This window comes from Bacillus sp. WC2503 (assembly GCF_052682895.1).
In genome coordinates, this window is record NZ_JBQYMD010000001.1 from 716,374 (window position 1) to 742,054 (window position 25,681).

Annotated in this window: 29 protein-coding genes, 1 riboswitch and 2 other annotated features; of the genes, 20 read left to right on the top strand and 9 right to left on the bottom strand. The window is 35.3% G+C overall.

Features of this window, described 5'->3' with window-relative positions:
- Positions 1 to 5: 5 nt before the first annotated feature.
- The 5 genes from ACUN26_RS03875 (at position 6) to ACUN26_RS03895 (ending at position 4,192) form a co-directional block, all read left to right on the top strand.
- Positions 6 to 206, top strand: a complete 201-nt coding sequence (locus ACUN26_RS03875) for a DUF3906 family protein (protein WP_000424930.1) — start codon at positions 6 to 8, stop codon at positions 204 to 206.
- A gap of 86 nt (positions 207 to 292) precedes the next feature.
- Entirely contained in the window at positions 293 to 1,069 is a 777-nt protein-coding gene (gene cobA / locus ACUN26_RS03880; RefSeq protein WP_000521277.1) for a uroporphyrinogen-III C-methyltransferase, read from the top strand.
- A gap of 1 nt (position 1,070) precedes the next feature.
- Positions 1,071 to 1,823, top strand: coding sequence for a sirohydrochlorin chelatase (locus ACUN26_RS03885; protein WP_000644376.1), 753 nt, complete (start codon positions 1,071 to 1,073; stop codon positions 1,821 to 1,823).
- On the top strand, positions 1,798 to 2,415 hold the full coding sequence (locus ACUN26_RS03890) for an NAD(P)-binding protein (RefSeq protein WP_000283324.1): 618 nt from the start codon (positions 1,798 to 1,800) through the stop codon (positions 2,413 to 2,415). The genes ACUN26_RS03885 and ACUN26_RS03890 overlap by 26 nt, the downstream gene beginning before the upstream one ends.
- 61 nt (positions 2,416 to 2,476) lie before the next feature.
- Positions 2,477 to 2,725, top strand: a binding site (T-box leader).
- 111 nt (positions 2,726 to 2,836) lie between these two features.
- Complete coding sequence (locus ACUN26_RS03895) at positions 2,837 to 4,192, top strand: sodium-dependent transporter (protein ID WP_000665454.1); 1,356 nt, start codon at positions 2,837 to 2,839, stop codon at positions 4,190 to 4,192.
- Between the two features lie 27 nt (positions 4,193 to 4,219).
- On the opposite strand, the gene ACUN26_RS03900 is transcribed toward ACUN26_RS03895, so the two are convergent.
- Entirely contained in the window at positions 4,220 to 4,384 is a 165-nt protein-coding gene (locus tag ACUN26_RS03900; protein WP_000380940.1) for a hypothetical protein, read from the bottom strand.
- Between the two features lie 101 nt (positions 4,385 to 4,485).
- The gene (locus ACUN26_RS03905) at positions 4,486 to 5,754 is read right to left on the bottom strand and encodes a murein hydrolase activator EnvC family protein (protein ID WP_000726073.1); all 1,269 of its coding nucleotides are present in this window, start codon (positions 5,752 to 5,754) and stop codon (positions 4,486 to 4,488) included.
- 492 nt (positions 5,755 to 6,246) lie between these two features.
- On the opposite strand from ACUN26_RS03905, the gene gltP reads away from it, so the two are divergent.
- The 9 genes from gltP to ACUN26_RS03950 all read left to right on the top strand — a co-directional run bounded on the left by gltP (position 6,247) and on the right by ACUN26_RS03950 (position 14,154).
- Complete coding sequence (gene gltP, locus ACUN26_RS03910; RefSeq protein ID WP_000821124.1) at positions 6,247 to 7,521, top strand: glutamate/aspartate:proton symporter GltP; 1,275 nt, start codon at positions 6,247 to 6,249, stop codon at positions 7,519 to 7,521.
- Between the two features lie 70 nt (positions 7,522 to 7,591).
- Positions 7,592 to 8,110: a DUF402 domain-containing protein gene (locus ACUN26_RS03915; protein ID WP_000824639.1), complete on the top strand. Its 519-nt coding sequence runs from the start codon at positions 7,592 to 7,594 to the stop codon at positions 8,108 to 8,110.
- 120 nt (positions 8,111 to 8,230) lie between these two features.
- A riboswitch (SAM riboswitch) is annotated at positions 8,231 to 8,336 on the top strand.
- A 94-nt stretch (positions 8,337 to 8,430) separates the two neighbouring features.
- Positions 8,431 to 9,747, top strand: coding sequence for a Na+/H+ antiporter NhaC family protein (locus tag ACUN26_RS03920; protein ID WP_000665472.1), 1,317 nt, complete (start codon positions 8,431 to 8,433; stop codon positions 9,745 to 9,747).
- Between the two features lie 231 nt (positions 9,748 to 9,978).
- Positions 9,979 to 10,335, top strand: coding sequence for a lmo0954 family membrane protein (locus ACUN26_RS03925; RefSeq protein ID WP_000808637.1), 357 nt, complete (start codon positions 9,979 to 9,981; stop codon positions 10,333 to 10,335).
- Between the two features lie 58 nt (positions 10,336 to 10,393).
- Complete coding sequence (locus ACUN26_RS03930; protein WP_000814141.1) at positions 10,394 to 11,056, top strand: PspA/IM30 family protein; 663 nt, start codon at positions 10,394 to 10,396, stop codon at positions 11,054 to 11,056.
- Positions 11,057 to 11,162: 106 nt separating this feature from the next.
- A complete protein-coding gene (gene liaF, locus ACUN26_RS03935) occupies positions 11,163 to 11,903 on the top strand; it encodes a cell wall-active antibiotics response protein LiaF (protein WP_000745642.1) in 741 nt (246 codons plus the stop codon).
- Positions 11,903 to 12,958 (top strand): sensor histidine kinase, encoded by a 1,056-nt coding sequence (locus ACUN26_RS03940; RefSeq protein ID WP_000744314.1) that lies wholly within the window; start codon positions 11,903 to 11,905, stop codon positions 12,956 to 12,958. The genes liaF and ACUN26_RS03940 overlap by 1 nt, the downstream gene beginning before the upstream one ends.
- Positions 12,955 to 13,587 carry a response regulator gene (locus tag ACUN26_RS03945; protein WP_000598709.1) on the top strand — a complete coding sequence of 211 codons (633 nt, stop codon included), beginning with the start codon at positions 12,955 to 12,957 and terminating at the stop codon, positions 13,585 to 13,587. The genes ACUN26_RS03940 and ACUN26_RS03945 overlap by 4 nt, the downstream gene beginning before the upstream one ends.
- A 228-nt stretch (positions 13,588 to 13,815) precedes the next feature.
- Positions 13,816 to 14,154 carry a DUF3992 domain-containing protein gene (locus ACUN26_RS03950; RefSeq protein ID WP_073990711.1) on the top strand — a complete coding sequence of 113 codons (339 nt, stop codon included), beginning with the start codon at positions 13,816 to 13,818 and terminating at the stop codon, positions 14,152 to 14,154.
- Positions 14,155 to 14,178: 24 nt separating this feature from the next.
- Here the strand turns inward: ACUN26_RS03950 and brnQ3 are convergent, their stop codons facing one another.
- Positions 14,179 to 15,534 (bottom strand): branched-chain amino acid transport system II carrier protein BrnQ3, encoded by a 1,356-nt coding sequence (gene brnQ3, locus ACUN26_RS03955; RefSeq protein WP_001099155.1) that lies wholly within the window; start codon positions 15,532 to 15,534, stop codon positions 14,179 to 14,181.
- A gap of 59 nt (positions 15,535 to 15,593) precedes the next feature.
- Positions 15,594 to 15,852 (bottom strand) — a binding site (T-box leader).
- Positions 15,853 to 16,124: 272 nt separating this feature from the next.
- On the opposite strand from brnQ3, the gene ACUN26_RS03960 reads away from it, so the two are divergent.
- Positions 16,125 to 16,334 carry a hypothetical protein gene (locus ACUN26_RS03960; protein ID WP_000880630.1) on the top strand — a complete coding sequence of 70 codons (210 nt, stop codon included), beginning with the start codon at positions 16,125 to 16,127 and terminating at the stop codon, positions 16,332 to 16,334.
- A gap of 39 nt (positions 16,335 to 16,373) precedes the next feature.
- Here the strand turns inward: ACUN26_RS03960 and ACUN26_RS03965 are convergent, their stop codons facing one another.
- A complete protein-coding gene (locus ACUN26_RS03965; protein WP_000026266.1) occupies positions 16,374 to 17,150 on the bottom strand; it encodes a class I SAM-dependent methyltransferase in 777 nt (258 codons plus the stop codon).
- Between the two features lie 108 nt (positions 17,151 to 17,258).
- Between ACUN26_RS03965 and ACUN26_RS03970 the strand changes: the two genes are divergently transcribed.
- Positions 17,259 to 18,110 (top strand): hypothetical protein, encoded by an 852-nt coding sequence (locus ACUN26_RS03970; RefSeq protein WP_000865656.1) that lies wholly within the window; start codon positions 17,259 to 17,261, stop codon positions 18,108 to 18,110.
- Between the two features lie 70 nt (positions 18,111 to 18,180).
- On the opposite strand, the gene ACUN26_RS03975 is transcribed toward ACUN26_RS03970, so the two are convergent.
- The gene (locus ACUN26_RS03975) at positions 18,181 to 18,378 is read right to left on the bottom strand and encodes a hypothetical protein (RefSeq protein WP_000776284.1); all 198 of its coding nucleotides are present in this window, start codon (positions 18,376 to 18,378) and stop codon (positions 18,181 to 18,183) included.
- A 151-nt stretch (positions 18,379 to 18,529) separates the two neighbouring features.
- On the opposite strand from ACUN26_RS03975, the gene ACUN26_RS03980 reads away from it, so the two are divergent.
- From ACUN26_RS03980 to hmpA, 3 genes are all read left to right on the top strand, one after another.
- Entirely contained in the window at positions 18,530 to 19,627 is a 1,098-nt protein-coding gene (locus ACUN26_RS03980) for a site-2 protease family protein (RefSeq protein WP_445540870.1), read from the top strand.
- Positions 19,628 to 19,741: 114 nt separating this feature from the next.
- A complete protein-coding gene (locus ACUN26_RS03985; RefSeq protein WP_001228785.1) occupies positions 19,742 to 20,260 on the top strand; it encodes a hypothetical protein in 519 nt (172 codons plus the stop codon).
- Positions 20,261 to 20,420: 160 nt separating this feature from the next.
- Positions 20,421 to 21,629: an NO-inducible flavohemoprotein gene (hmpA, locus tag ACUN26_RS03990; RefSeq protein WP_000947322.1), complete on the top strand. Its 1,209-nt coding sequence runs from the start codon at positions 20,421 to 20,423 to the stop codon at positions 21,627 to 21,629.
- Positions 21,630 to 21,659: 30 nt separating this feature from the next.
- Here hmpA and ACUN26_RS03995 read toward each other — a convergent pair whose 3' ends face one another.
- Positions 21,660 to 22,172 carry a Crp/Fnr family transcriptional regulator gene (locus ACUN26_RS03995; protein ID WP_000600584.1) on the bottom strand — a complete coding sequence of 171 codons (513 nt, stop codon included), beginning with the start codon at positions 22,170 to 22,172 and terminating at the stop codon, positions 21,660 to 21,662.
- A 170-nt stretch (positions 22,173 to 22,342) separates the two neighbouring features.
- On the opposite strand from ACUN26_RS03995, the gene ACUN26_RS04000 reads away from it, so the two are divergent.
- Positions 22,343 to 22,570: a hypothetical protein gene (locus tag ACUN26_RS04000; RefSeq protein ID WP_000883004.1), complete on the top strand. Its 228-nt coding sequence runs from the start codon at positions 22,343 to 22,345 to the stop codon at positions 22,568 to 22,570.
- A gap of 291 nt (positions 22,571 to 22,861) precedes the next feature.
- Here the strand turns inward: ACUN26_RS04000 and ACUN26_RS04005 are convergent, their stop codons facing one another.
- The 3 genes from ACUN26_RS04005 to ACUN26_RS04015 form a co-directional block, all read right to left on the bottom strand.
- Entirely contained in the window at positions 22,862 to 23,662 is an 801-nt protein-coding gene (locus ACUN26_RS04005; RefSeq protein ID WP_000455753.1) for a sulfite exporter TauE/SafE family protein, read from the bottom strand.
- Positions 23,663 to 23,779: 117 nt separating this feature from the next.
- Positions 23,780 to 24,778 carry an inorganic phosphate transporter gene (locus tag ACUN26_RS04010; RefSeq protein WP_000380277.1) on the bottom strand — a complete coding sequence of 333 codons (999 nt, stop codon included), beginning with the start codon at positions 24,776 to 24,778 and terminating at the stop codon, positions 23,780 to 23,782.
- An 11-nt stretch (positions 24,779 to 24,789) separates the two neighbouring features.
- Complete coding sequence (locus tag ACUN26_RS04015) at positions 24,790 to 25,410, bottom strand: DUF47 domain-containing protein (protein ID WP_000231444.1); 621 nt, start codon at positions 25,408 to 25,410, stop codon at positions 24,790 to 24,792.
- Between the last annotated feature and the right edge of the window lie 271 nt (positions 25,411 to 25,681).

The following is a 25,681-nucleotide window of genomic DNA, read 5'->3' on the forward strand; positions in this document are numbered from 1 at the left end:
GCAATATGGAATTATATCGATTTGAAGCTGTGTTAGCGAATAATATCGTTCCGATTGTTGTTGTTGCTCAAAGTGAAGAGCAGGCATTTAAGCTTGCGGAGATTGAGCTTGAAAAGCATTTTTTACCGTTGCCAGAAGTAAAGGAAATCTCCTTATTTGAAAAAAAGAAGATTCGAAAAGGTGCGGCATTTGTTGTTCATGAGTAAATAACATTGAAATACGAACGTATACTAACTTCCATTCATGCATAAGGATGGAAGTTTCATTTTAATAGTAGAAATGAGGAGAGATGATGGGGAAGGTGTATATAGTTGGAGCGGGTCCTGGCGATCCGGATTTAATTACTGTTAAAGGATTGAAATGTATTGAGAAGGCAGATGTTATTTTATATGACCGTCTCGTGAATAAAGAATTGCTTTCATATGCAAAGCCTGAAGCGGATTTAATTTATTGCGGGAAACTCCCGAATTATCACACGATGAAGCAAGAGACAATTAACACATTTCTTATTAAATATGCGAAAAAAGGAAAAGTTGTAACGAGGTTAAAGGGCGGTGATCCATTTGTATTTGGTAGAGGGGGGGAAGAAGCTGAAGCGTTAGCAAAGCAGGGTGTACCATTTGAAATCGTTCCTGGAATTTCAGCTGGAATAGCTGCACCTGCTTATGCTGGTATTCCGGTGACGCATCGTGATGCAAGTGCGAGTTTTGCGGTTGTGACAGGGCATAGAAAAGAAGGTGCTGAAGAGGAAGTGAAGTGGGAAAATTTAGCGAAAGGTGTAGAGACCTTGGCAGTATATATGGGAGTTAGTAATTTGCCCTACATATGCGAACAACTTATGAAGCATGGAAAAGATAAAGGTACACCTGCTGCTATTATTGAACGGGGAACGACGTCTATGCAGCGTACAGTTGTCGGGACGTTAGGGACAATTGTAGATGTTGCGAGAAAAGAACAAATTCAAAATCCGAGTATGATTGTAATTGGAGAAGTTGTCCGTTTTAGAGAGAAAATTCATTGGTTTGAAAAACAAACGGAACAGACTTATCAAGTAAGCGGAGTGTTATAAAATGAAAGCCATCTTATATATATGTCATGGAAGTCGTTTGAGGGCAGCGAAAGAAGAGGCAATTCAATTTATTACGACATGTATGAGCCGTATAGAAGCGGCTATTCAAGAAGTTTGTTTTTTAGAGCTGGCGAATCCTTCTATTGAAGAAGGATTTCGTACATGTGCGAAGCGTGGTGCGACAGAGATTATTGCTATTCCTGTTTTCTTATTAGCAGCAGGCCATGTGAAGAATGATATTCCTTTTGAATTACAAAAGTTAAATAATCAATACCCTAATATTAAAGTGACGTATGGTAATCCGTTTGGTGTATCAGAGACGCTTATAAAGTCGGTATATAACGGAAGTGGTATTGAAGAATATAAAGATGAAGTAACACTTTTACTCGTTGCAAGGGGTAGTAGCGATCCTGAAACTTTACAAGATATAAATCGGATCGCTACTTTATTTCAAGCAGAAGAAAAAATTGCTAAAGTAGAAGTTTGTTTTTTAGCAGCTGCGGAGCCGAAATTTGAGGAGAAATTAAAGGAAGTTGTAGAGCGAAAAGAAGGGTGTATTATTGTATTACCTTATTTGTTATTTACAGGCTTACTTATGAAACATATTGAGAAAGAAGTGCGTCAATATGAGTTGGATGAGATAAAAATAAGTCCGTATTTAGGAAAAAATGAAGTGGTTCAAGATATGTTAATTCAGAAAACGAAGGAGTTATTGAAGGGAGATTCATATGTATCCACTTACAGTGCAAGTTAATAAGAAACGGGTTGTTGTCATTGGTGGAGGAAAAGTTGCCGGATTTAAAATAATTCCTTTACTCAAACAAGGTGCGGATATAGTAGTAGTAAGTCCAGAATTAGATGTAAATTTAGTGAAACTTGTGGAGGAGAAGAAAATTCGTTGGTATCAAAGAGAGTATGAAAAAAGTGATATTAAAGATGCTTTTTTAGTTGTTGCGGCGAGTAGTGATTCTATATTAAATGAACAAGTTGCTGAAGATGCTGCAAAGAATCAATTGGTAAATGTTATTACGAACCCGGAAAGTGGCAATGTTCACTTTCCGGCAGCGATTCATCGTGGGTTACTTAATATAGCGGTTTCTACCGGAGGAGCAAGTCCAAAACTCGCAAAAAAAATTCGAGATGATATCGCGAATAAATACGATGAAACATACGAAATATATTTAGATTTTTTATATGAAGTAAGGGTGAAGTTAAAAGACTTACAGTTAGAAAAGAAAGAACGGCATATATTACTACAAGAAGTATTGAAATCAGCATATGTGCAAAATGAGAGAAAAAGAGAACAGTTTTTACAAGAATTAGAGGAGAGAGTTCTAAAGAGATAAAAAGTAAATAGCGCTTTACAAGTATAAAAATATAATTTATAATCACAAGTAACTTCAATAGATGAAATCGATGAGCAAGAAGAGTACGTATATTTGATGCGTTCAGAGAGCTGGGGTAAGGTGTGAGCCCGGTACGATAAAATATACAGAATGGGCTTGCGAGAGGTATGTTGAACATTGTAGTAGGCAACCCGGGTTCCGCCGTTAAAAGGATAGAGTATCGGAATGATTCCTGTACTTGAACAAGTGGGATTTATCAGTCCAATTGAGGTGGTACCACGGTATTTACATTACATATATCGTCCTCTACATGCATATTTGCGTGTAGGGGACTTTTTTATTTTCTAAAGGAGGTGTGCGAGTATGAAATGAAAGTGTATAATTGTTAAAAGTTTAAATATTCAGAAAAGGGGAATTTATGATGAAAGAAACACAGCAATGGACGTCGAAAATAGGCTTTGTACTCGCAGCAGCCGGAGCAGCAGTAGGTCTTGGTGCGATATGGAAATTTCCATATGTTGCAGGTAATGGCGGGGGAGGCGCATTCTTCCTAGTCTTCTTACTATTAACTTTATTTATTGGGATGCCGCTATTACTAGCAGAATTTGTTATTGGTCGTAGTACACAAAAAGAGGCAGTTACAGCGTATAAAGTATTAGTGCCAAATAGTAAAGTATATCCTTGGATTGGTCGTATGGGAGTTGTAACATGTTTTAGTGTACTCTCTTTCTATAGTGTTGTAGGTGGATGGATTTTACTGTATTTATACTACAGTGTTACAGGTAGTTTCTGGAATGGTGTTGTCGATTATGCGAGTGTGTTTGGTGAGGCGATTTCAAATCCAGTAAGTGCGATTGGAGCGCAATTTATCTTTATGCTTTGTACTATTTTTGTCGTAAGTAAAGGTGTAGAGAAAGGTATAGAAAAGGCAAGTAAGTATATGATGCCATTATTATTTATTTTATTTATCGCGATTATTATTCGTGCGTTGACACTTGATGGTGCTTTTGCTGGAGTAGAGTTCTTCTTAAAACCTGACTTTTCAAAGCTTACAGCAGATACGATTTTATATGCGATGGGACAATCTTTCTTCTCACTAACAGTAGGTGCCTCGGTAATGGTAACGTATAGTTCGTATTTAAAGAAAGAAGAACATTTAGCGAAATCAGCAACATCTATTGTAAGTTTAACTGTTTTCGTTACAGTACTTGCGGGATTAGCGATTTTCCCAGCGATTTTCGCATTAGGAGTTAAACCGACGGAAGGACCGGGATTACTGTTTATCGTCCTTCCAGCCGTATTTGCAAAAATACCATTTGGACAATTTTTCTTTATTATGTTTTTAATTTTATTCTTCTTTGCGACTTTAACATCAGCTATTTCAATGCTTGAAATTGTAGTAGCATCTGTTGCGAAAGGTAATGAAAAGAAGCGTCCTTCAGCATCATTATTAATTGGTATTCTTATTTTTGCAGTTGGAATTCCGTCAGCATTATCGTTTGGAATTATGAGTGATGTGAAAATATTTGGGAAAACATTCTTTGATTTCGTTGACTTCTCGGTAAGTAATGTATTGCTGCCGCTAGGGGTACTAGCTATTTCGCTATTTGTACCAAATAAAATGAGTAAAGAGTTATTAATGAAAGAATTAGAAGTTACGGAAACGAAAGGGAAGACGTTATTTAACATTTGGTTCTTCTTGCTTCGTTATGTTATTCCAGTAACTGTAATTATCGTATTTTTAAATGCGATAGGCGTATTTAAAATGTTTGCATAAAAAAGACGGGGGTCCCCCGTCTTTTTTTTATGCTGACATTGATGAATGTAATAGACGATTATATGCTTTGTAGGCTGTAACGACTGCGATGAAAGAACCGATTAAAAACAATGCTGAGCCGCCAAATGTAAATAACCGGCCAATATACGTTTCTCTAGCTTCTTCTATTTTTTGTTGTAATTGTGTATCCATCTTTGATCACCCCGTAAACGATAGGCATTTAGTTATAGTCTATGTAGAATGCCTATAGTGTGTGAAGTGTAAAGAAAAAAACTCGGTATGCACCGAGTTTTTTATAATCCGATATATGAAGATGGATCAACTGCGTTTGTCTTGCCGACATTCCATTCTCCAAGGTGAAGTTCGAAGTGTAAATGTTGCCCGTATGATTGGCCAGTATTCCCCATGAATCCAAGTTGAGTGCCTTGTTTTACAGTTTGTCCATTTGATACAGAACGGCTACTCATATGTGCATATACTGTCGTGTATGTCTTTCCGTTTATACGGTGAGATAAGTACACAACATTTCCGTAACTAGATGAGAATTCCGAGCGGATAACTACACCATCTGCAGCAGCAATAATTGGAACCGTTCCCGAAGCGGCAATATCGATACCTTTATGGTTATCTAAAGAACGTGTACCAAACCCAGAAGTTTTTGATCCAGCTGCTGGTTTAATAAAGCCGCCAGTATTTGTATCGTGTGGCGGTGAAGCTGCTTGAGCTTTTTGAGCAGATGTAGTAGCTTGTTTAGCTTCTTCTGCCTTGCGGGCTTCCTCGGCTTTACGAGCCTCTTCTGCACGTTTTTCTTCTTCAATTGCTTTTTGAACAGCTTGACGCTGATTTTCTAAAATGCCTTTTGATTCTTCTAGTCCTTCAATCTCTGAATCTACTTTTGCTACTTTCGTATGTAGATCATTAATAAATGATTGTTGCTGTTGCTGGTTTGTTTGTAGCTCTTGTTGTTTTTGGATTAATCTTTGTTCGGCCTCTTTTAGTTGTTGTTCTTTTTTCTCAACAGCCTCTTTTTCTGTCGCCACAGCATTTTGATCGGTTGTTTGTTTTTTCACAATATCTGTATCATTGTTTAAAATTAAACTGACGGAGTACATATTATCAATAAGGTCAGCAATGTTTGCAGAGTTTGTTAATACCTCTGTAATGATGTTTGTACGTGGTTTTTCTTGCATAGATTGTAATCGTTGTTTAATAACTTCCTGACGTGTATCTATGTTTGTTTGTAATTGTTCTATATGTTTCTTTTTGTCAGCAATTACTTGTTGTGTTTTGCTAATTTCTTTTTTTGTATCGTTTAATTCAGCCTCGTTTTTATTAATAGAAGTAGTTAATTCGTCGATTTTTTTCTGTAAATCTTGGATTTCTTTTTCTATTTGTTCTTTCTCAGCTGATTTATTTTGTAAGTCATTTTGTTTGCCGTCTAATTCTGATTGTATATTCGATAATTTATCTTGATTTGTTTCAGCGTATACGGGTGAAAGTAATGGGGAAGCAAAAATCGTTCCTGCTGCTAAAACACTAAACGCTGCAAATTTCTTTTTCATGGTTGTCTGGCTCCTTTCCCTATGAATGTTATATATCATAAGAAGAAGTGTGTCTATCGTTGTAATCATAATGTAAAGAAAATTTTATAAAATTGCTAAGTTTTGTCGGAATTTATCATTTTTCAACAGTAATTGTCATGAAAGTTATATTTTTTTACATATGAAATAAAGGTATATTTAGGTATTTTTATAAAATAAAGGAATAAACAGGATTGTTGTATATAGCGAAAAATTATGTAGGGAGTCAATTAAACACTAGTAAGGAATCGTTCTCATGTTAGGTTTTCTGACATGGGTTTTATTTTTGTCAAGAAAATTATTTGCGTTCGGGAAAAGTTATTTTGTTGTCAGATTTAATTTTTTGATTTATGATTTTTAACAGGGACAAAATGTAGTGAATTGTCGAATAATATATAATACTCTTAATTTCTTAGTTTTATAGAGATAGAATGAGGGATAGAGTGATACATCGAAGAGGGGGTTACAACAAATATGAAAAGAATAGGACTTGCATGGCAAATATTAATAGGTCTTGCGTTAGGTATTGCAGTTGGTGCGATTTTCTTTGATAATCCAGCAGTTGCGAAGTACTTACAACCAATTGGTGATGTTTTCATCCGATTAATTAAAATGATCGTTGTACCGATTGTTGTAGCAAGTATTGTTGTTGGGGTTGCTGGTGTTGGCGATGTTAAGAAGTTAGGTCGACTAGGCGGAAAAACAATTATTTACTTTGAAATTATTACAACACTTGCAATTGTTGTTGGTCTATTAATAGCGAACATTTTCCAACCTGGAAAAGGCGTTGATATGGATAAGTTAACAAAAACAGATATTTCTAAATATACACATACGACAGAGCAAGTACAAAGTCATTCGTTTGCGGATACGTTTGTAAATATTGTTCCGACGAACATTATGAAATCATTAGCTGATGGTGATATGCTTGCTATTATTTTCTTCTCTGTATTATTTGGTTTAGGTGTAGCAGCAATTGGTGAACGTGGTAAACCAGTTCTACAATTTTTCCAAGGTGTAGCAGACGCAATGTTTTACGTAACGAACCAAGTTATGAAGTTTGCACCATTTGGTGTATTCGCATTAATTGGTGTTACAGTTTCTACATTCGGTTTAGCTTCATTAATTCCGTTAGGGAAATTACTAATTGTAGTATACGGAGCAATGATCTTCTTCGTTGTAGTTGTCTTAGGACTTACAGCGAAAATATTTGGAATTAACATTTTCCAATTCTTTAAGATTTTAAAAGACGAGCTGATCTTAGCGTATTCTACAGCAAGTTCAGAAACAGTTTTACCGAAAATCATGGAGAAAATGGAAAAGTTCGGTTGTCCGAAAGCAATTACATCTTTCGTTATTCCGACAGGTTATTCATTTAACTTAGATGGATCAACTTTATATCAAGCAATTGCGGCTATTTTCTTAGCACAAATGTACGGTATTGATTTATCTATTTCTCAACAAATTACATTATTACTTGTATTAATGGTTACATCAAAAGGTATCGCAGGTGTACCGGGCGTATCATTCGTTGTATTATTAGCAACGCTTGGTACAGTAGGTATTCCAGCAGAAGGTTTAGCCTTTATTGCAGGTATTGACCGTATTCTAGATATGGCTCGTACAGCAGTTAACGTTGTAGGTAACTCTTTAGCAGCTGTAGTTATGTCTAAGTGGGAAGGTCAATATGACGCTGAAAAAGGACAAGCCTATTTAAAAGAGATATCTGAAAAGGGTCAAGCAGCTTAATTATAATATGAACAAGCTCTCACATAATATATGTGGGAGCTTTTCTATATATAGAAGAGGAGCGGGCGTAATGAAACGTAAATATGGTGACGGTTCTTCGTGGAAGCGACTAATAGAGAAGGATTATATGGTTAAGCAAGTAGAAGAGGGCATGCTAGGAATACTGGACATAAAAAAGGTGAGAGAACCTAGTTATAAAGAATATGATGGTAAAGAAATTTGTGTCGCAGGTAATGAGTATACGTGGATTCAGTATTTCATAAAAGGGAAAAACTTTGCGATTACAGCTATGTTAGATAATAAGGGGAATTTAGTACAATATTATATTGATGTGACGAAAGAATACGAAATAGACGACCGGGGTTTACCGTATTTTGATGATTTATATTTAGATGTAGTGCTATTGCCGAATGGTAAGATGTATGTATTGGATGAAGATGAGTTAGAGGACGCTTATAAAAATGGTGATGTTACAAAGGAAGAATATGAATTAGCCTGGCAAACAACGAAATGGATCATGGAAGCCATAAACAATAGTGAATTTTATTGGATTTCAATATTAGATAAAGAAATCAAAAAGTTAAAATGATTGGTGTATTCATATTTTTGTATAATTACCAAAAAAATCTATACAAAAAATAATTGACTTTTGTTTTGTAAGCGAGTAAAGTTAGGGAAGAAATTATTATTAAAAAATAAATATGAAACCTTCTTATAAAGAGAGGCGGAGGGACTGGCCCTACGATGCCTCGGCAGCGGACTCGATTTTAGAGTGCTGTGCCAAATCCAGCAAGCATGTGCTTGAAAGATGAGAAGAGCGTTCCTTATAGATGTATAAGACCTCTTCTCGTTGGAAGAGGTCTTTTGTTATTCATTAAAAAAAGGTTGAAACTAGGGAGAGATGGTACTTTGAAAGAAACGAGAGGAAATGGTTTAGCTTTATTACCACTTGGGATATTTTTAGCGCTATTTATTGGTTCTGGAATTATTACGGGTGATTTCTATAAATTGCCGATACTTGTAGCGATTTCAATTGCTGTAGGAATTGCTTTGGTGATGAATCGTAAAGAAAGTTTTAATGTGAAAGTAGAAAGATTCGCTAAAGGTGCAGGAAATCCGGATATTATGATTATGGTATTAATTTTTGTACTTGCAGGTGCATTTTCTGAAACAGCAAAAGGAATGGGCGGAGTAGACTCAACTGTTAATTTAGCGTTAACTATTTTGCCACCAGGATTTATCGTAGCTGGAATTTTTGTTATAGGTGCGTTTATTTCATTAGCGATGGGAACTTCAATGGGAACAATTGCAGCGTTAGCACCGATTGCTGTAGGTATTAGTGGACAAACTGATATCTCAATTGCACTTACGATGGCTACTGTTGTTGGTGGAGCGATGTTTGGTGATAATTTATCATTTATTTCAGATACAACAATCGCAGCTGTTCGTTCGCAAGGAACAGAAATGAAAGATAAGTTTAAAACGAACTTTTTAATTGTATTGCCAGCTGCTATTATTACAATTGTACTATTAGTAATAATTACTTCAGGAAGTGATACGCAGGTTAAAGCTCATAGTTTTGATTGGATAAAGATTTTACCGTATGCAGGAGTACTTATTACCGCGCTACTTGGCTGGAATGTACTTATTGTGTTAACTGGTGGAACTGTATTATCTGGCGCTATCGGTCTTATAGATGGAAGTTACACGTTGGAGAGTTTCTTTAAAAGTGTAACGACTGGAATGGGCGGTATGATGGAGTTAGTATTACTTGCTATTTTAATCGGAGGTATGGTTGAACTAATTCAATATAATGGTGGGATTCAATATTTAATGAATCTTTTAACGCGTAATATTCGTTCGAAAAAAGGCGCAGAGTTCGGTATTGCTGGTTTAGTGAGTATGACGAATATGTGTACAGCGAATAATACGATTTCAATTATCTTTACAGGCCCGCTTGCGAAAAACATTGCAGATCAATATGAAATTGATCCCCGTAAATCAGCAAGTGTATTAGACCTTTTCTCATGTTGTGTGCAAGGATTAATTCCGTATGGTGCTCAAATGTTAACTGCGGCAGGGTTTGCTGCTTTATCTCCGATTGAACTGTTACCGTATGCATTTTATCCAATTTTAGTTGGGGTATGTGGAATTGTTTCGATTTTGATTGGATTTCCGAAGTTTTCGAAAGTGGCGGAGAAAAAAGAGTATCATAAAACAGCATAATTTAATATGAATGATAACTTTAGTAATTGAAACCGTGTAGAGAATATTCTCTGCACGGTTTTTTTATGTGTGGTAAAAGAGTGAATCATCCTATTCTACCTTATGTTTTTTACAGAAGGCTGAATGTATCTCGGTCTTAAGTCTGAGTTGAAAACGGTTCTTAAGCTCGTTATGGAAAAATGAAAAAATAGTTAAGATAAGAGTATCAAATCGAAGGGAGGCAAGCACAAGATGAAACAATTTCTAGCGTTTATCGCGGCCGGTATTTTGGCTTTAATTGCTCTTGGTAGTCTTGCTGGTATTGTAGGATTCGCAATCGGAGCAGGAGTTGTGTACTGGAGCTATAAATCATTTGTGCGAGCTAAATCATTTTTTGGAAAGCTAGCTTGGGGCATTGTTGGTTTAATCGGTTTATCCATTGCACTTTCTCATTCACCAGCATTAATTGGTATCGCTGCATTGGTAGTTTTGTACTACGGATACCGTGAATGGAAAAAAGAAAAAGATGTAGTTGTTGATTCAGCTTCAGAAAGTTCTAAACCATATAGCAACTTTGAAGATGAGTGGAACAAATTAATGAAAAACTAAAACAATAAACCAATAAAACAATAAATTATAAATAAAGTAGAAGAGAGGAAGATTTATAATGAAACAATCTTTATTCGGACGTGTACGCGATGCAATTTTAGCTGATTTTCATAATGTGTTAGATGAGAAAGAAAGAAAAAATCCAATTGCAATGTTAAACCAATATTTACGCGATAGTGAGCGTGAAATAACAAAAATTGAGAAGTTAATTCAGCGTCATAAAACATTAAAATCTAACTTCGCTCGTGAGCTTGAGCAAGCACGCTATTTTGTTAACAAAAGATCAAAGCAAGCTATCATTGCTCAAGAAGCAGGCGAATTACAACTGCATGAACGTGCATTAGAAGAAGTGGCGTATTATGAAGGGCAAGTAACTCGCTTAGAAGAAATGTATGCTGGTGTTGTAGAGCAAATTGATGAGTTAGAGCGTCGTCTTTCAGAAATGAAAAATAAATTAAAAGAAATGAACGCAAAGCGTATGGAATTAATGGCTCGTGAAAATATGGCGCATGCAAACCGCCGTATGAATACTGCTATTCATAAAATGGATGAAAATAATCCGTTCTTACGATTCAAAGAAATTGAAGATCACATTCGTGACATAGAGCTTCGTATAAATGAAGAGCATGAGCGTGATACATTTGATATGAAAATTGCAAAGCTTGAGCGTGAAATGAAAGAGAAAAATGAAGTATCGTTAACGAAAGAAGTAACAAAATAATTGTAGTATATTATAAAACAGGCTTATGATATAGTGATAGGAGAAAAGGTGTTGGAAAGCAATGCCTTTTCTTCTATGTATATGTGACAAGGAGGGGGGAGCTGAAATGAAGAAGCGCTTTTCAAAAACACAATTAATGGGGATGCTCCTCATCATATTTGGATTCGGTCTATTTCTTGATATGATACTTGGACATTTTGAACCAGGTGGTCTAATTTTTGCATTTATTATGCTTATGTTTGGAAGACATTATCGAAAGAAGAATCGTTACGTAAGAGGGAATGTATTTTTATTTGTCGGTGGTATAGTATTCTTATTCTTCTTATTTTCATCAGCAGCGTTTGTACTTGTCGTATTTGCTTGTTTAGCTTTAATTGGTTATCAACTGATTCAACAAGGACATCAGCAAAAAGTAATGAAAGTTGAAATTAAAGAAAAGGGATATATAGATGAAGAAAAACAAATATATCGTACAGAACCGTATATAAAAAATATGTTCGTAGGCAATGTACGAATGATGGATCATATTTATGAACTTGAAGATATTAACGTCCAATATGGTGCTTGTGATGTCGAGATTGATTTAACAACTGCTATGATTCCGGAGGGAGAAACGGTAATTGTTATTCGAGGTGTCGTTGGTAACATTCGTTTATATGTACCGTATGATATTGAATTGTCTTTAAATCATTCTGTAATTGTTGGGCGAGTACTCCTGCCAGGGCATGAAGAAACAGGTTTTAATCGTAATGTTACATTTAGAACAGAACAGTATAAAGAAGCTCCTCGTCGTATAAAAATCATTTCTTCACTTGTAGTAGGTGATACGGAAGTGAGGAAAGTATAATGAAAAAACAAAAAAATATTTCGTGGATGTATATTCGTTATTCGATGTTATCCTCAGTGAGTATCGCACTTATTTGTACAATTGTGTATGTATGGAAAAGCGAGCAACAAGTTTATGATTTATTATGGGAAGAATCCATCGCTTCTGTTCCAATTGGCTTGTTTATTATGAGCACAAGTCTCCTTATCGGGGGGATTATAGGATATGCAATCGGCTATTATATTGAGCAGCGTATACAAGGATTAAATACGTTTCTATTTGAAGTAGAACGAGGGAATTTTCCGAACGATGTTTCATTTACTGCGGATGATGAATTCCATGAAGTGGAACGAAAAGTAATCGGCCTTGCTCGTCGATTAGAGGAGCAAGCGGGATTATTTCAAAAAGTAACGAATGAACGAGCCCATTGGAATGAAGAGATGAGGCAAGAGGCGATTTCTCAAGAAAGGCATAGATTAGCAAGGGAACTGCATGATTCAGTAAGTCAGCAGCTTTTTGCAATGTCGATGATGATGTCAGCCATTAATGAACAAGTAGCTGAAATTCCAGACACGACAAAAAAACAATTACAACTTGTTGAAAATATGGTCGTAAATGCACAATCAGAAATGAGAGCATTGCTCTTACATCTACGCCCAGTACAGTTAGAAGGTAAGAAGTTAACAGAGGGTATAGAAGAATTATTAACAGAACTGTCTAGAAAGCAACATATGAAAATTGAATGGTTAATTGAGCCAATTGAATTAAAAAAAGGTGTAGAAGATCATTTATTCCGTATTGTACAAGAAGCTCTATCAAACACGTTACGACATGCGAAGGCAAAGAAAACGGAAGTACGTCTTCGTAAAATAGATCAATATGCGATTTTAAAAATTATTGATGACGGTGTTGGCTTTGAAGTGGGAGTGAATAAAGCGGGTTCATACGGTTTACGATCAATGCAAGAGCGTGTTCATGAAATTGGTGGAACATTAAAAGTACTTAGCTTTCCGGCAAAAGGTACGCAAATTGAAGTGAAAGTGCCAATTATGATTGAGAAAGGGGGAGAATCATGATAAAAGTATTACTAGTTGATGATCATGAAATGGTTCGAATGGGAGTATCAGCATATTTATCAACGCAGCCAGATATTGAAGTAGTTGGTGAAGCTGAAAATGGAAGAAAAGGTTCAGAGCTAGCGTTGCAATTAAGACCAGATATTATTTTAATGGATCTTGTTATGGATGAAATGGACGGGGTTGAAGCGACACGTGCTATTATTCAAGAATGGCCAGAAGCGAAAATTGTAGTTGTAACGAGCTTTTTAGATGATGAAAAGCTATATCCTGTTATCGAGGCAGGAGCGACAAGTTATTTATTAAAAACATCCCGAGCAAGTGATATTGCAGACGCTGTAAGAGCTACTTATGATGGAGAAACGGTATTAGAGCCGAAAGTTACTGGCAAAATGATGTCTCGTATGCGCCAGAAAAAAGAACAACCTTTACATGAGGAGTTAACAGAAAGAGAGTCTGAAATTTTGTTATTAATTGCAGAGGGGAAAAGTAATCAAGAGATTGCAGATGAGTTATTTATTGCCCTCAAAACAGTAAAGACACATGTGAGTAACATATTAAATAAGCTAAATGTAAGTGATCGTACACAGGCGGTTATTTATGCATTTAGACATCAATTAACGAAATGATAAAGTGAAACTTTAATCAGTGGGGGGTTATTCCTACTGATTATTAGCCTTCACCAATCGGGCTTTTACGGGCAGTTATCTCCCGCTTACCTTCCTCGTATTCGCTGGATTTTGAGGGGGAGTCTTACTGCCCGTTAATGCGGGGGAAAGTGAAATTTTAATCAGCGGGGGAGATTCCTCGCTGATTATTAGCTTGCATCAATTTGGATTTGGCAGTAAAATCGTTGCATCTTTTTATTGACGATAAATAATGTAAGCGTTATCATCAAGCTGTTAACAGTACATACAGAGGGGAGAATGTATATGTTAGTTCAAACTATATTCGAAATGGATAAGTCTAAAAAATTAGGGGACTATGTGAACGCATTACAAGCGCTTTGTGAACAATATAATGTTGAAACAGATAAAATTGCAATTATTGAGGCGACAGAAGAGTATTATTTATTTTTAGTAAAGCAAGAAGATTGCTATGATGTTGTCAAAGTAGAGACAGTTGATACAAATATTGAATATTATACGAAAGCGTATAAAATAAGCAGCTTTAATCATACTGCTTATCAAATGTAAAAAAACTCCCTTTCGGGAGTTTTTTTAGGATGCTTTTGCTTCGCTGGATTCGGTTAGTAGGGGAACTTTTTTCGCACCGCTTAGCTTAGCGATAGTAAGGCCGATAAGAGCTCCGGCTAATGCTGGTACTAGCCAGCCTATTCCTTCATTATATAAAGGGATAAATTCAAAATAGGGTGTGATAAATGAAACTGGAATACCGCCTTGTTTTAATCCGTCAAATACGCTCACAACTGCTGCCCCGAATAAAGCACCTACATAAACAGATCGATAACCGCCGAAATATTTATGTAGTAACGATAGGAGAACGAGTACAATCGCAATTGGATATACAACAAGTAGAATTGGAACAGAGATGGCGATAATTTTTGTTAAACCTAAGTTAGCAACTAGTAACCCTAATGCGCAAATGATACTCGCGAATGCTTTATATGAGAATGTAGTCAATAATGTTGCGAAATATTGACTGCATGCAGATACGAGTCCAACGCATGTCGTTAAGCAAGCGAGTGTAACGATAAGAGACAATAGAAGAAGACCATATGGACCGAATAGTTGTTGTACGATAACAGTAAGTAGCTGTCCACCATTTTTTGCGTATCCGAGAGAGACGCTAGTCGCACCGAGCCAGCCAAGTGCGCCATATACAAGTACGAGTCCGGTAGCAGCAATAAATCCTGCTTTTGCTGTTGCAATGGCAATGGTTTTACGATCATTCACACCTTTAGAGCGAATGGCATTTACAACGATAATCCCAAATGCAAGTGCTGAAATAGTATCCATCGTTAAATATCCTTCCATAAAACCTTTGAAGATTGGGGAAGTTTGATATTCTTGCATTGCTTGTCCGGATTGCCCAAGTGGTGTAAATACACTTTTAACAAACAATAAGAAAATAGAGAGTAATAAAATAGGTGTTAATATATTTCCGATACGGTCAACAAGTTTAGATGGATTTAAACTAAGCCAAAATACGATAGCAAAGAAGATGACTGTGTATAAAAATAACGTTAGGCTACTAGAGCGAATTGTTTCTGGTAAGAAAGAACTAACACCCATTTCGTAGGCGACGTTAGCGACGCGCGGAATCCCCATAGATGGACCGATTGCAATATATACAACTACGGTAAAGAAAATTCCGAATAATGGGTGAACATGACTTGCAAGTTGTTGCATACCGTTTCCTGATAAAGAAATTGCAATAACAGTTAATAAAGGTAAGCCGACTCCTGTTAGTAAAAATCCAATCATTGCAGGCCAAAAGTTTTCACCTGCATTTTGTCCAAGCATGGGAGGGAAAATTAAATTACCTGCCCCAAAAAATAAAGAAAATAGCATAAGACCTGTGAAAAAAATATGTTTTTTTGATACAGTGTTCATTGTTTTTTTCCTCCTTTTTTAAAATTCATTTGTAAGAACACAAAAAACTCGCCCCTAAAGAAAGGGACGAGTTATATTTACCCGCGATACCACCCTAATTTATACATGTAGAAATAAATCTATATGTATACGGCTTTGCAACGTACAACATGATACGTGTTCCTTGTAACGGGGGACAGCCGGTAAGAACTTACTGTAACATTCGGTTCTACTTCTCGGAGATGATTTTCGGCTACGCACTGAACGTTGGCTTTCAGCAAATCGCCAACTCTCTGGGGAACAGTCTTATAACGTACTCGTTCTCGTCAATGAATTTTAGTTCAAGTATTCTGACAGTATTGTTGCATGTTTTTTTTTGAAAGTCAATATGTTTTTTGGAAGATATATTTATATGCGGAAATATCGAAGATGATATTTGTTATTGTGAAGGAAATGATGAAGTGTAAAACGGGAGTGAATAGTTGTAGAGAATTGTAAAATTTGTAGAGAAAGTTGATATTTATAGGAGTAAAGAAGGTATTAATAGAATTTACAGAGAATAATAAAACAATCCACTTGCTGGAAAGAACAAACCAAAAGAGGTGACTGAAATGCTTGCGATGGGAGTATTATTTGGCATTATTGCTATAATTGGTTTTATGTGGTTATATTATTCGCGTTCGTTTAAACAAGCAGAAGTTTTACTCTTTCAAAAAGGTAGTTTGTTGACAAATCAGTCTAGATATTTAGTATGTCCGAAGTGTGGGAGTGCACAGGCCAGAAGTGGAGGATATCAAGAGTGTTGCAAAATTAGATTATGAAAGAAGGAAGCCTCACATTCATTTGTGAGGCTTCCTTCCTTACAATTTCCTGCCGCTCCAAATTGTCCACCGATCTCTTTCAATAATAGGAGAGATGTTTTGTAATGCGATTTGGATATGATGTAGAAGTTGAGCAAGCTCATGATCTGTTAATTCGTATAGAATGGATCGTCCGGTTCGAGGAGATAAGTCTTGTAGTAATGCTGCTACAGAATCGTGTATTTTTCGTACTTCCCATTGTGTTTGCGAAGGGAACACGTGAAGAGAATGCTTTTGTAATTCTTGCTGTATAGTAGCAGTTTTTGGTCTTCTTTTTGATTCGATTTCAATGAGTTTTGGAAATACCGAGAAAAAATATCCGCGAATGTGTTCAGGGCTTCCTGGAATTGTACAATCTTCAATGGTTCGATCTTGTAAAATAAGTACACCGTTTTTCTTTAATATACGAGAAGCTTCACGTAAAAATGTAGGAATGTCTTGTAAATGATGAATAACTGCGCGCGAAATAACTATGTCGAATGTTTCATCAGGATATGGGATGCTATGTGCATCACCGTGAATGAATGAAATGTTTGGAAAGCCGCTACAATTTTCTTTTGCAGCTTGTAATATCTCTTTTGAAAAATCAAGTCCAACAACATTTTTGGCTCCCATAAGAGCAAGTTCTTTCGTGTAAATACCACCGCCGCAGCCTATGTCAATTATTTGTTTGTTTTGTATATCTGTAATGTTTTTTATCATTTCCTCCCAAGAAACATGGGCATTTCTAGTTGCATATGTGTACTTATTATTTGCATCATGAAAATTAATGGACATTGTAAAATCCTCCCTTCAGTGTATAGTATAGCTTATTTAATATGATCTCATGTTTTTGTTTCTTATATGAAGGTTATAAGGATTTCTTATTAGAAAAGAGGGATTGAGTTGAAAGTGAAGTATGTAATGGTTTTATGTGTGATTTTACTAGCATCGTGTGGTCAAGCAGAACAAAAGAAAGAAACGAAACAAGTAGAGGAGACGGTGAATGAAGTGGAAGAAACAATAGGGATAACTGTTATACAAAAAAAACATAAAGAGAAAAAGTTACAGGAGTCAGAAGTTAAGGCCGTAATAGATATTATAAATAATGCGGAAAAACAAGAAATAACAGGTAGCTTTGGTGAACCTGAATATGAAATACAAATTAGTAGAGATGGGAAAAAAGAAAAGTATTATGCATGGTTAAGAGGAGAAGATCGACGAGGGTGGCTGCAATATAAGAAGGCTATGTACATGTTGAACGAAAAAGATACGGAAAAACTTTTGTCTATATTTCCAAAGATTCCAGAACAAAAAGAAGACGAGATACAGGTTGATCCTTTAACAGAAGTAACGAAAAAAGATTTGCAGATTACAGCGTTTCATATTAAAGCAGGGGATCAAAAAATGAATTATAAGGTACGTTATACGATTTCGCAATCACTTTACAACAAGTTAGCACAGGAACAAGAATATTATTTGCAATTGATTTTCCCGGAAAAGGTTCAAAAATTAATTGGAGCAAAAGAGAGTGAAATGATTTCAGGTGAAAAAGTAAAGGAGGGGTATAAACAGTATGAATTGAATGTTACTGTTCCGATAAAAGATGCTTCATTATCACAATTAAAAGCATTAGAAACATATTATGAAAATTATGATTTGAAAATATTAAATAATAAAAAAGAAAAAATAGGCGTTTTTCAAAATATCATTCAAATTGTTAAAGAGTATGGTGAAAAAATGGATTTACAAAGATAAAGTGAATAGGAAAGTCTATATGGACTTTCCTAGGAAATGATAATAGAGAGGGGAGAGAATCCCCTCTCTATTACTTTGCTTTTGCAGATGGCTCATTTATGGATTTTCGTGTAATAAGAAATGAAATCATAAGAGCGGATAGAATCATAAGAGCGATGAATAAGTGATTTGGCAACCAATCTAATAATAATAGGTAGCTAACGGTATAAAAAATAAGAGTTGAGGCTAAGAAAGAGAGAGCACCTATAATGAGAGATTGTAATTTCATTTGTATCTACCTCCTTTCATTTGTATTTTTGTCTAAAAATGGATGATATAAACATTATTTCTAAGAAAAGAAAAAAATGTGTCATAATAGAGAATAGAATAAACTGAAATGGGTGCATATAGCTCATTTCAATAAGATAAAGGAGAGGGACATGAGAAATAATAAAAAAGGATTATGGGGAATTATTGTTGCAATAGGGTTATTTTTACTATCTAAGCTAAAGTGGGTATTCGCAATCTTTAAATTAGCAAAGTTTTCAACTGTATTTAGTATGTTTCTATCACTTGGTGCATACGCAGTTATATATGGTTGGAAATTTGGAGTAGCACTTGTTTATTTGTTATTTGTTCATGAAATGGGTCATTTATGGGCGGCAAGAAGAAAAGGGATACCTACATCACCGGCAATCTTCATTCCATTTATGGGGGCTCTTATTGGAATGAAAGAGATGCCGAAAAACGCAAAAGATGAAGCGTATATTGCTTATATGGGGCCTCTTTTCGGATTACTTTCATTTTTACCGGCTATTCCACTTTATATGATCACGAAAGAGCCGTTTTGGGCACTTGTTATTTTGTTTGGAAGTATGATTAATTTCTTTAATTTAATTCCCGTTTCACCGCTAGATGGTGGCCGGATTATTTCAGTTGTAAGTACGAAAATTTGGGGAGCAGGGCTTGTTTTATTGCTAGGCTATTCAATTTACTTTAAAAGTATTTTGGGAGGATTTATTTTCATTATCGGCTGTATGGAACTATATAGAGTAATAAAGAGAGATGAGCCGATTAAAGAATTAGGTTATAGAATTGATGGAATGAAAGAATATGTTGCTAAGCTTGAAGAGGAACTAAAAGAAACTGGTGCTGTGCATCGGACTATATACATGATGCATCATGAGATGAATGTATTAAGACAAAGAGAGCATGCAAAAGAATTAAAAACAGGGGAACTTCAAAGAATGGAAGTGTTAGAGCATCTTTTGCCGAAGTTTGAGCCGCTAGACTATGTTCCATATGAGGATGAAAAAGACGAGTATACAATTTACATCAGGGAGGCATTTGAAGTAGCGGAAAGACGATTAAATGAATGGGAAAAAGAAAAAGTACAAAAAGAAAACTATTATAAAGTTGATGCGAAAACGAAATGGACAGTATTCGCTTGTTATATCGGATTAATAGCTATACTTGGTTATACAGCTTATGAAGGTTATATTGTTTTACAGGAGCATTTGCCAAGGCGAAATGTGTAGAAAAATAGTGTCGAAATGATAGGAAGAATTTAAACAGGAATTGTATTTCTACGAGCGAATGATAGAAGTGAAACACTCTATTGTAATATTCATAGTAGAAAAGGAGTTCTGTATATGAGGAAATTGCTAAGTGTGTTCAGCATTATAATCGTGATGATCATTGCGAGTTATAGTCTTATGAAAGTGCTATTACATTATGCGAATAAGCCCGCTGGGGTAAATACAATAGCTCAAATAGAAGCGGTACAAGAAGAGACAAAAGTGCTTGATTTTATTCGTACGACACATGAAAGTTATAATAATTTCTTAAATTATGGTAAGGCAGAGAATTATACAGACGGGGACTGGAACCATTTAAAGAAATGGTTTCAAGAACAAGAATCATCTTTAAAAAACATACATACAGAAATAAAAAATGAAAAGATCAAACGTGATGTAAATAGAAGTTATGAAATTGTAAAAAAAGGTGTGGAGCTTCAAAATATTGAGTATGTAGTTTATGCCCATCGTGTATACCATGACTTAGATATTATCGTAAATAAATATAGAGGCGAAACGAACATCTGGGGGTATACAGAATTTGGAGATGGGAAAGATATAAGGGTAATTGAACAAGCAATACAGTCCAAATAATAAGCTAGCTAGCATTCTAGTTGGCTTATTTTCTTTTTGTAAGTGCAATGTTCATATATTTTTCACAAAAACACCGTGTTAATAGTGATTAAAATCACAATGTGTATAATACAATTCAGTTAAACTAAAAACAGTTAAGGAAATAGAGGAGTGGGATACAATGTTAAGTGCAAAAACAATTGAAATCGTAAAATCAACAGTACCATTATTACAAGAAAAAGGCGTTGAAATTACAACGAGATTTTATCAAATTTTATTTGAGGAACATCCGGAGTTATTGAATATTTTCAACCACACGAATCAGAAAAAGGGAAGACAACAACAAGCGTTAGCAAATGCTGTTTATGCAGCTGCGATGTACATTGATAATTTAGAAGCAATTATTCCAGTTGTAAAACAAATTGGTCATAAGCATAGAAGTTTAGGTATTAAAGCGGAACATTATCCGATTGTGGGTACATGTTTACTACGAGCGATTAAAGAGGTCGCAGGTGCACCTGATGAAATTTTAAATGCATGGGGAGAAGCGTATGGAGTCATTGCTGATGCATTCATTAGCATTGAAGCAGAGATGTATGAAGAGGCTGCACATAAAGAAGGTGGATGGAAAGATTTCCGAAACTTTGTAGTTGTTAAAAAAGTGAAAGAAAGTGACGTTATTACATCATTTTATTTAAAACCTGAAGATGGCGGGAAAGTTTCTTCATTCATCCCAGGACAATATGTAACAATTCAAATAAATATTGAAGGTGAAACATATACACATAATCGTCAATATAGCTTATCTGATGCTCCTGGAAAAGAATATTATCGTATTAGTGTAAAAAAAGAAGAAGGTGTAGATACACCAGGTGGTAAAGTATCTAATTACTTACATGATCATGTAGGGGAAGGAGATATTCTGCCAGTAAGTGCACCAGCGGGAGATTTCGTATTAAATATGGATTCAACATTACCAGTTGTACTAATTAGTGGTGGAGTAGGTATTACACCGATGATGAGTATGTTAAATACGTTAATTGAACAAGACTCAAAACGTAATGTATATTTTGTTCATGCAGCGATAAATAGTACTACACATGCGATGAAAGAACACGTTAAGGCAGTAGACAATGAATACGAACAAGTTAAAGCATACACTTGCTATTCTGCGCCGACTGAAAAAGATTTGGAAATAAAAAACTTTGATAAAGAAGGATTCATTGAAGGTGAATGGTTACAAACTATTATTCCGACAACTGAAGCAGAATTTTATTTCTGTGGTCCAGTGCCATTTATGAAGCATATAAATACTGCACTAATTGATTTAGGTGTGAAACAAGAGCATATTCATTATGAATTTTTTGGTCCAGCAGCAAGCTTACAATAGGGTGAGTTTGAATAAGCAAAAAACGAGGTATTATTTTACCTCGTTTTTTATTTGTTCTCTTAACAGCCGATTTACTGTTTCACGGCGTATACCTATCAGTTGACCAATTTCAGTTTGCGTTAATATTTCATATATAGGAATGTCACCTAAATATAGTGTGAACCACTCTTGTAAACGATGAAGACGTTCTTTCGGAGAGACAGTTGACAATTGGTCAATCCGCTGTTGCATCATTCTTAGTTTCGATTGTAATTGCATAGCGATGTCGGCATATGATTTAGGGTTTGCTTGAAGTCTATCGTACCATTCGCTACTAGTAATCGGTTCAACTTCTGTTTTTATTAAAGCAATAGCAGTACCGTGATATTCCTTCGGCGAAATTAAAGAATGGTGAGGTATCGTTTCACCTGGAACGATAATGTTGAATAGAAATGGTGTTCCGTCTTCTTCTAGTCGAACCACTTTTAATAAACCTGTTTTTATAAAATATAAAGGACCGTCCTCGCCTTGACGGAATAGTACATCTCCTTTGTGTAGAATCAATATTAGCCCCCCATTTAAACATTTCTAGTTCTTCTATTTTAGCGTATATGTATAAAGACAATATGCTATTTAAACAGCAATTTCATTGACGAAATGTATGCTATTACAGTAGTATACTATTTAGTGTGTAATAGTACTAGCAATGAATACGCTGTAGGGGGTTTAGTATATTGTTAGATGCGATGAAGATGACGGATATGAGAATACCGGCGAATGCTATCATTCATGTAGAAGAGATGAAAGGTGGAGTCGTTCTATCCGTTGAAATAGACGGCCAAATTATTTATACGATGGCCTATGATGAAGAAACAGATAGTTATGCTGAATTATATGATCGAAACGATAAGAGGGCGTGCCAAGTACATGAAGACTTTATGGGATGGTCACTTCTTCACTAAAAAGATGTCAATATGACATCTTTTTTTATTGAATCGATAGATTATACAAGGAAATGAAATAAAAGGATAAAATTTGTAATAAATGATTTTGCATTGTTAGCACTTTGTAACTGCATGCGAACTGTTTTTTCGCTATCATAAAGATAACAGTCGCAGCTATAGGAGTGATCAACTTGAAGAAGGTACATATTTCAAATTTTATGCTATTAAGTGTTTGTTTAGTTTTATTTGTTCTCCTAGGAGCTTTTTTATATTCATGTGTATAAAAAAACGCATTCTAGAAAGAACGCGTTATAAAAGTGAAGTAATGATTAATCTAGTTCCAAGAATTATTAATGTGATACGTAATAAATTAATTACGGCATTACCGCTTAATTTTGTATTAATATAAGCCCCGATTTTTCCGCCAATCCATGCACCAGGAATAAGAATTAATGCATAAGTCCAGCTAACATTTCCAAGAGAGATGTGAGTTGCAGAACTTACAATTGCTGATAAAAATACGATAAACATCGAAGTTGCCACAGCAATGTGTGCTGGGAATGCAAAAAGAAGCATCATCGCTGGAACAAGTAAGGCACCGCCACCAATTCCAAATAATCCAGATATAAACCCAACTATAAAGGCGATAAAGATAGCAAGAAACGGTGGGAATTGATAGTGTACAGTATTTCCTTTGTTATCTGTAAAAGACCGCTTAATGACAGACATATTTGATAAGGAAAGAGGTTTTAATTTGTCTCGTAGCATAAGAAGAATGGAGACTAAAATAAGGAAAATCCCAAAATATAAAGAAAATGTATCTTGGTTTAAAAATTTATTTGCCCATGATCCGATAATACCACCAGGGCCACTCCCGATAAATAAAATAAGTCCACTTTTATAATCCACCCGTTTATGCTTCATATACGTAAGGGTGGAAGCCAGTCCTGTAAAAACGACTGTTACCATAGAAGTTCCTACTGCGAGTTGTGGTGATAAACTGTGTAATCCAATTAATAACGGAACGATAATAATTCCGCCCCCAAGCCCAACTAGGCTCCCGACGGTCCCGGCGATTAATCCGATGAAAAGTAACATGATGTATTCCAAAATTGCCAACTCCTCTATATAACTTGTCCATCAATTATTATACACGCTTTTTAATAAGAAATAGGCTTGTTCACAAAAAAGTCGTCTTCCTAGAAAAATAAGGAAGACGACTTTTGATTAAAAGATTAAGTGTAATAAGTAGTAAAATAACGCAGCTAATGAAGCTGAAATAGGAAGTGTAATAACCCAAGTAATTAACATGCGTTTTGCAGTTCCCCATTTTACACCTTTCACACGATGAGAAGCACCAACCCCTAAAATAGAAGAAGAGATAACGTGCGTTGTACTAACTGGCAAGTGAATGAATGTTGCACCGAAAATAACAAGTGATGATGATAAATCAGCAGCTACACCATTTACAGGACGAATTTTCATAATTTGTCCACCGACAGTTTTAATAATTTTCCATCCACCGACAGAAGTACCAAGACCCATTGCAATTGCACAAGATAATTGTACCCAGAACGGGATGTCGCTAGAAGTATGATAGTTATTGGCCATAAGAGCCATCGTAATGATTCCCATTGCTTTTTGTGCATCATTTGTACCATGTGTATAAGCTTGTAATGCTGCAGTGAAAATCTGGAATATACGGAAGTTTTTATTCGTTTTCGTTAAGTTAAAGTTTTTAAAGACCACTTTAAAAATACTGTATACGATATAACCAATAACAAAAGCGATAATCGGTGAAATGATTAAAGCTTCAAGAATTTTAATGAATCCTTTAAGGTTTAATGAACTAATACCAGCAGCAGCAATAGCTGCACCTGCGATTGAGCCAATAATTGCATGCGAAGAACTACTTGGGATACCGTAGTACCAAGTAATTAAGTTCCAAGCTATCGCCGCAAGTAAAGCAGCTAAAATTACAAGAGAACCATTTTGTAAAGCAAATGGGTCAACGATATCTTTTGTAATCGTTTTTGCTACACCTGTAAATGTCATTGCACCTAAAAAGTTCATAATAGCTGCCATAATAATTGCATGTCTAGGCTTTAGAGCTTTCGTTGAAACAGCCGTTGCAATAGCGTTTGCTGTATCGTGAAATCCATTGATAAAGTCAAAAGCTAAAGCGCAAATGACTACTAAAACGGTCAGTATCAAGAGTGTATCCATGATCAAACTCCTTACGCGTTCTTCATAATAATTGTTTCTAATACGTTTGCAACGCTTTGGCAGCTATCAGCTACTTCTTCAAGCTCTTCGTAAATCTCTTTGTATTGAATAATCTTAATCGGATCTTTTTCACGAGAGAATAAGTGTTTAATCGCATGACGACGAATATCATCGCATTGTGATTCGTAATCCTTAATCTTAATCGCGTTCGTACGAATGTCGACCAACTTCTTTTTAGACAGTAGTTCAACAGAGTTTGCAATTTCAATTGCACATTGATTAATTGCTTCTACGAATTTAATCATGTATTCATCAGCTTCTGTAATAGAATACATTTCGAACAGACCAGCACCGTGATCTAATCCGTCTAATACATCATCCATACTCATTGCAAGTTGTAGGATGTCCTCACGTTCAATAGGAGTAATAAACGCTTTGTTTAGCTCCATAATGATTTCGTGAATAAATGAGTCACCTTTTGACTCATATTCTTTCATGCGCATAGAAAACTCTTTTAAATCGCTAGCATTTTTAATTTTATACTCCACGAAAAATTGCGCGCCTTCTTTTAAATTTTCAGAAACATTCATTAACATTTCAGAAAATTTATCTTTTTTTGATTTAAAGACCATTATTAGTTACCCCCACAAAAGTAATATATGTAAAATATATTGGCTAGTCAATTCTAACAAAAAACTGTCGTTTTTTAAAACATTTTATCGAAAAGTTTACAAAAACTTAACATAACTCTCATTGTTGTATTAATAATATTAATAATCGATATTGAATATCTTACTTGTAGAATGTCCTTTTCTTGCAAAAAGTATGAATGTGAAAGAAAAGCTTTACACTATAGGAAGGACTACGTTATTATAATAAATTTAAAAGGAGGTATATTCTTCC